This is a genomic window from Aeromonas molluscorum 848, from assembly GCF_000388115.1.
Taxonomy (GTDB): domain Bacteria; phylum Pseudomonadota; class Gammaproteobacteria; order Enterobacterales; family Aeromonadaceae; genus Aeromonas; species Aeromonas molluscorum.
In genome coordinates this window covers 1-5989 of the sequence record NZ_AQGQ01000211.1, presented here as the reverse complement: position 1 = coordinate 5989, position 5989 = coordinate 1, and the positions used below count along the sequence as shown (strand labels likewise).

Here is a 5989-nt window from a genome sequence, read left to right as displayed (position 1 = left end):
GTCGGCCAGTCGGGCTATGGTGGCGATGGTCTGCTCCACCACCAGGCAACCATCTCCGGCAAGACGTTTGGCTTCGTCGGCGGCGGCCGCAGCCTGAGCCGCATGATCCCCCACTTCCCGACTGCTGACCGTCATCTGCTCCATGGCGCTCGCCACCCGCAGGGTGTCCTGCTCCTGACTGGTCACTATCTGGCTGGTACGCTCCACGACCTGGCCAAGCTGGCCCGCCGCCTGGCGGTTCTGGCTCGCTATCTGCTGGGTGCGTCCCACCAGCAGTGCCATCTGGTTGGCAAAGTCGTTGAAGTTGGTCGAGAGCTGGGCCAACTCGTCACGCCCCTCGGCGGGGAGACGAAATCTCAGGTCGCCCTCCCCCCGCGCTATGTTGCCAAGGGCGGTAACTGACTGGGCCAGCGGCGTCACTATGCTGCGCACAATCAAGCTAACCAGCGTGATGAGCAAGAGCGCCAGCACCAGGCCGATGGCAAGCTGGGTCTTCAGCACGCCCTGATATTGGGCCTCGACATCATCCACATAGACGCCAGTGCCGATGATCCAGTCCCAGGGAGCGAAACGCTTGACGTAAGAGATCTTGCGTACCGGCGCATCGACTCCCGGTTTGGGCCAGTAGTAGCCCTGCTCGCCCCCATCGGGATGCTGTTTGACCACATCAGCGAAGGCGACAAACAGCTTGAGTCCCTGCTTGTCCTCCACGGCGGAGAGATCCTTACCATCGAGTTCAGGCTTCATGGGGTGCATCACCATAGTCGGATGACTGTCATTGACCCAGAAGTAGTCGTTGTCACCGTATCGCAGCCCTTTGAGAGCGGCCAGAGCCTGAGCTTTCGCCTGGGCCTCATCGAGCTTGCCGCTGCGCGCCTGCGCCTCGAAGCTCGCCACCAACGAGTAGGCGGTTTCAACCTGATCCCTGGTCTGACGGCTTTTTTCCGCCATCAGACCATCAAAATAGAGATGCAGACTGCTCGCCAGCAACGATGCCAAAATCAGCAGTATGCCCAGGGTCACCAGCAACAGGCGCCGGCCTATAGTCCATCGTCTCAACATTCCGTCATCCTTGCCCACTTCACACATGATGACCAAGGTATGACGGCCCAGTTGGCGCTGTCCATGCATAGGCAGGATGGAGCACCAAAAACATGATCCAGCCCTGATAATGCAAAAAGGCGCCCGCAGGCGCCTAAAGTTTTCAACAGGGCGGGATCAACGCTCCCAGTAAACCTCTTCCAGACTGTCTTCTTTCTCGGGCAAGCCCCGCGACAGACGCGGACTGCTCTGGGCCAGCACCTCGTAACTCACCCGATTGGCGTATTTGCACACCTGGGCCAGGGAGGAATAGGTCAGAAACTCGGCTGCATGCTTGGCGGAATTGGGCACATTCATGCGGTGATAGGAGTTGGCCACCATGTCATGGAGCACGGCAGACAGGGCTCCATCACCGGCGCCATTGGTGTTCTTGATCTTCTCCGGACCGCCCATGTAGGGGGAAATGTGGGAGTAGATCCGCGCCGGGTTGCGGCAACTGAGCCGAGCCATGGGGCGACTGAACTCATACATGTTGAACTCGGGGATCTGGCCCGGCAGCAGAGTATGAGTGGTCTCGCGCTTGCTCTCCTCCTCGGTGTAGCTCGCCATGTACAGGCCGATGGGGCCCGCAGTGCACAGCACCATGTCGGCCCAATCCAGCGCCTTGTCGGCGGCCATCAGCGGATCTGAGAAACCGGTCAGCGCCTCGCCCTCATCTTCGTTCATGGCGAGCACGGTCACGTTTTCGGCAATAAAGTCGCGCCACCACTGGGGGTTTTCATCGATGACGAAGCGGGTGCCCAGGGTCAGTACCACAGGCACCTTGGCCTCGCGGGCATAACGCACAGCAGCCATGGCCGCCTCTTTCATCGGCGTGCCATCTGCGCCACGCACCAGATAAGCGGTGATCACCAGGGCGGAGGCCTCTTTGATCACCGCTTCCGGAATATGGGCCACGTCCAGATGATCCATCTTGCCGGCATTGATGCCAAAGCTGCGCTCGCCACATTCGGTAATGAAAGTGAAGCAGCGCCCGACCGGGCCCTTGACCGGTTGCAGGTAATCGAGATTGACCCGCGACGAGGTGTTGCACAGATAGCGATAGGCATAACTGCCGATGCGGATATCCTGGCTCATGACGCCGAGCAGGATGGAGTGGGAGTCAGCCAGCACGGAATAGTTGTGCATGGTATTGCCTATGGTGCCGCCGGCAAATTCGCTCACCACCATGTTGTTGGCCTTAAGCTCTTCATAGACCCGCTCGGCCACGTCGTCACTGATCACCACAGAGTGACCCTTGCTCAGGCCATAACGGGTCAGGAAGGCCTCGTCAACATGGGCTTCGATGTCCACCAGGGTCTGATCTATCCCCACCACATAAGCCTGACCCAGCTCGGTCATCTGCGGATTCTGGGTGATGAGAGGATCGCGCCTGTCGACCGGAAAATAGTGTTTGGACTTGCGCTGACCTGGAAATTTCATGGCTGTAGCCTTGACTCTGGGATGGACGAGGGGCGGGATTTTAACACAATCCGGGGCGGCGAAAAGACGCACATTTAAAATATGAAGTCAGTATAGACAAGGCCTCCAGGGCGAAAACGTTTGTCTTGCCAGCATAAAAAAACCACCCTGCCATGGGGTGGTCATTAACAATCCGGCGCAGTGGCAAGGGGGCAGGTTGCGGCAAGCATATTGCCCCTGTCGAAAACCAGGACTGAGCGGTTGGCAGGGGGACTAGCTTGCCATGATGCCTGCCTGCAAAGCCAACAGACTCAGCAGCGCCAGCGAGAACCAGAACAGCAGTGTGCCGAAGAGCCGCGCCAGGTTGGGTGCTTTGGGCAGCTGAATGCCGATGGCATGCAATATGCGCCCGAGCAGCAGTGTGCCTCCCCCAAGATGCAGCCAGAGCGGTGCCGTGCCCGCCAACTCGCACAGCGCCAGCAGCACCAGAGTCAAGGGCACATACTCGGCAAAGTTGCCGTGGGCGCGAATGGCCGCCAGCATTTGTGGCGCATCCCCTTCTCCTATCATCACCTTGAACTGGGCACGGCGCTTGACCACCCAGGCAGAGAGCAGCAGAAACAGCAAGCCGAGCAGGCCGGCGTAGGTCAGGGTGATGGGTAGCAACATAAGGATGTCCTGCTGGCAGATTGGGTATCAGGATGGAAAAACTCGCCGGAAGCGGCCCTTGAGAGCCAGGGGCCGCTCCCGCTCATTTAGGCCAGCTCGCGACAGATAAGCGACACCATCATGCGAATGTGGGCCTGATCGCTGTTGAGTGCAGGAATGTAGTGGAACTGCTCTCCCCCCGCCTCGGTGAAGACGGCACGATTCTCGACCTGGATCTCTTCCAGGGTCTCGAGGCAATCGGCCGAGAACGCCGGGCAGATGACATCGAGTCGCTTGATCCCCTGTTCGGCAAGCTGGGCAATGGTGACGTCGGTGTAAGGCTTGAGCCACTCCTGCTTGCCAAAGCGGGACTGGAAGCTCGCGCTCCACTGCTCAGGGGCCAGTTCGAGGGCCTCCGCCAGCAGGACAGCGGTACGGCGGCACTGGTGACCATAGGGGTCGCCCTCATCTTCACAGCGCTGGGGAATGCCATGGAAGGACATCAACAGGTGCTCACCCTGGCCCTGCTGCTCCCATTGGCGGCGCACGCTCATGGCCAGTGCCTGAATGTATTCGGGGTGATTATGATAATCACGGATGAGGCGCATCACCGGCAGGTGACGTTCACCACGCATCACATCGGCCCAGCCGTCAAACACGGCCGCCGTGGTGCTGGCGCTATATTGGGGATAGAGCGGCAGCAATATCACCCGGTTGACTCCTTGCGCCTTGAGCGCCTGCCAGCCGTCGCTCAGGGAGGGTTTGCCATAGGTCATGGCGAGTACCACTGGGACATCGACGCCCTCCCGTTTGAGCTCTTGCTCAAGGGCTGCACGTTGGCGCTGACTGATGGCCATCAGCGGTGAGCCTTGCTCGGTCCAGATCTGCTGGTAGAGCTTGGCCACCCTGGGGGCTCGCAGGGGTAAAATGGCGAGATTGAGCAGTGGCACCCACAGCAGGCGCGGCAGTTCTACCACGCGAGGGTCTTGTAAAAATTGGCGGAGAAAGGCCCTGACACCGGCGGGGGTCGGAGCGGCTGGGGTGCCCAGATTGACAAGCAGGATCCCGGTTTTGGTGGTCACGTTTGCTTCCTGTCACATGCAAAGAGGGCCCAGTATGGGCCCTATTCATATGGCAATGATCCCGATGACGGGATCAGGCCAGAATGGTGGCCAGCTGCTGGCTCACCTGATCAACGGGCTGAGTGCCATCGATCTTGACGTAACGGGTGTTGCCGGCTTCGGCCTCTTTACCGTAGAAACCGATCAGCGGTGCAGTCTGCTCATGGTAAACATCCAGACGCTTGCGCACTGTGGTCTCTTCGTCATCGGCACGGATCACCAGATCCTCACCGGTCACGTCATCCTTGCCTTCCACTTTTGGTGGGTTGAACACCACGTGGTAGGTACGGCCCGAGCCGGAGTGAACGCGACGACCGCTCATGCGCTTGACGATCTCTTCGTCCGGCACGGCGAATTCGAGCACGAAATCAACAACCACACCGGCATCCTTCATGGCTTGCGCCTGGGGAATGGTGCGAGGGAAGCCGTCCAGCAGGAAACCGTTGGCGCAATCAGCCTGAGCAATACGCTCCTTGACCAGACCGATGATGATGTCGTCGGAGACGAGCTGACCTGCGTCCATCACGGCCTTGGCCTTGAGGCCCAACTCGGTGCCCGCCTTGATCGCGGCACGCAGCATGTCGCCGGTGGAGATCTGGGGAATACCGTGTTTTTCCATGATGAACTGAGCCTGGGTGCCTTTACCGGCGCCCGGAGCCCCCAACAGAACAATGCGCATACACGCTCCTATTGATTGGTTATTCAAATCTTGAGAAGGCAAAAAACTACACGGTTTCCCGCTTTTTAACAAGCAAACCGCGAGCGAGTGCCGATTTTACCACCAGTATCCCCACAGTCCCCTTGGCGCAAGGAGAGGCAGTCGGAGACCTGAAATGAGTGAAAATGCAGCAGATGCCGTGCCTGTCTGGCACGACACCTGTCAAGGTATCGGTAAAAAAGAGGCCCACTCGCAGGAGTGGGCCAAGGTCATCAGGACTGGAGTAACAATCGGTTGATACGGGAGACGAAGCTCGCCGGATCATTGAGACCGCCCTGTTCTGCCAGCTGGGCCTGTTCGTGCAGCAGGGTGGCCCACTCGCCAAACAGCGCCTCGTCTTCGATGGCACCCAACTTCTTCACCAAGGCATGGTCGGGGTTGAGTTCCAGTATGTACTTCTGCTCAGGTACCGGCTGACCGGCAGCGCGCATCAGCTTGATCATCTGGGTGCTCATACCGCTGTCATCGGTGACGATGCAAGAGGGTGAATCGGTCAGACGATGGGTGACTCGCACCTCTTTCACGGCATCAGCCAGGCTCTGCTTGACCCGCTCCACCAGACCGGCGTTGGCTTTTTCAGCCTCCTCCTGGGCCTGCTTGGATGCCTCGTCTTCCAGATCCCCCAAGTCCAGCTCGCCACGGGTGACGGAGACCAGCTGCTTGCCATCGAACTCGTCGAGGTGGCTCATCAACCACTCATCGACCCGCTCCCACATCAGCAGCACTTCGACACCCTTCTTGCGGAAGATCTCGAGGTGCGGGCTGTTCTTGGCAGCCGCGAAGCTGTCGGCAGTGATGTAGTAAATCTTCTGCTGACCTTCCTTCATGCGGCCAACATATTCTTCCAGGGAGACGGTCTGGGCTTCGCCCTCGCCCGCGGTGCTGGCAAAGCGCAGCAGCTTGGCGATCTCTTCGCGGTTGGCGTAGTCCTCGGCCGGACCCTCTTTGAGCACATTGCCGAACTCGCTCCAGAACTTGGCGTACTTCTCGCTGTCGTCCT

The 5989-nt window shown here is 59.3% G+C and carries 5 protein-coding genes and 1 pseudogene; all 6 read right to left on the bottom strand.

Annotated features, from left to right (window positions below; translation table 11 throughout):
- Positions 1-1062: cache domain-containing protein (locus G113_RS18570; protein ID WP_005908564.1), on the bottom strand; the 1062-nt coding region annotated here is incomplete at its 3' end.
- 156 nt (positions 1063-1218) lie between these two features.
- Positions 1219-2523 (bottom strand): inosine/guanosine kinase, encoded by a 1305-nt coding sequence (locus G113_RS18565; protein WP_005908563.1) that lies wholly within the window; start codon positions 2521-2523, stop codon positions 1219-1221.
- 252 nt (positions 2524-2775) lie between these two features.
- Positions 2776-3168 carry an MAPEG family protein gene (locus tag G113_RS18560; protein WP_040319382.1) on the bottom strand — a complete coding sequence of 131 codons (393 nt, stop codon included), beginning with the start codon at positions 3166-3168 and terminating at the stop codon, positions 2776-2778.
- A gap of 89 nt (positions 3169-3257) precedes the next feature.
- A complete protein-coding gene (hemH, locus tag G113_RS18555; protein ID WP_005908561.1) occupies positions 3258-4232 on the bottom strand; it encodes a ferrochelatase in 975 nt (324 codons plus the stop codon).
- Between the two features lie 73 nt (positions 4233-4305).
- Positions 4306-4950, bottom strand: a complete 645-nt coding sequence (adk, locus tag G113_RS18550; RefSeq protein ID WP_005908560.1) for an adenylate kinase — start codon at positions 4948-4950, stop codon at positions 4306-4308.
- Between the two features lie 251 nt (positions 4951-5201).
- Positions 5202-5989, bottom strand: a pseudogene (locus G113_RS18545) (molecular chaperone HtpG); the annotation flags it as partial.

Excerpts from the sequence above, each read along its gene's own strand:
- G113_RS18565 (WP_005908563.1), bottom strand. The coding sequence starts at position 2,523 with ATGAAATTTCCAGGTCAGCGCAAGTCCAAACACTATTTTCCGGTCGAC.
- adk (WP_005908560.1), bottom strand. The coding sequence starts at position 4,950 with ATGCGCATTGTTCTGTTGGGGGCTCCGGGCGCCGGTAAAGGCACCCAG.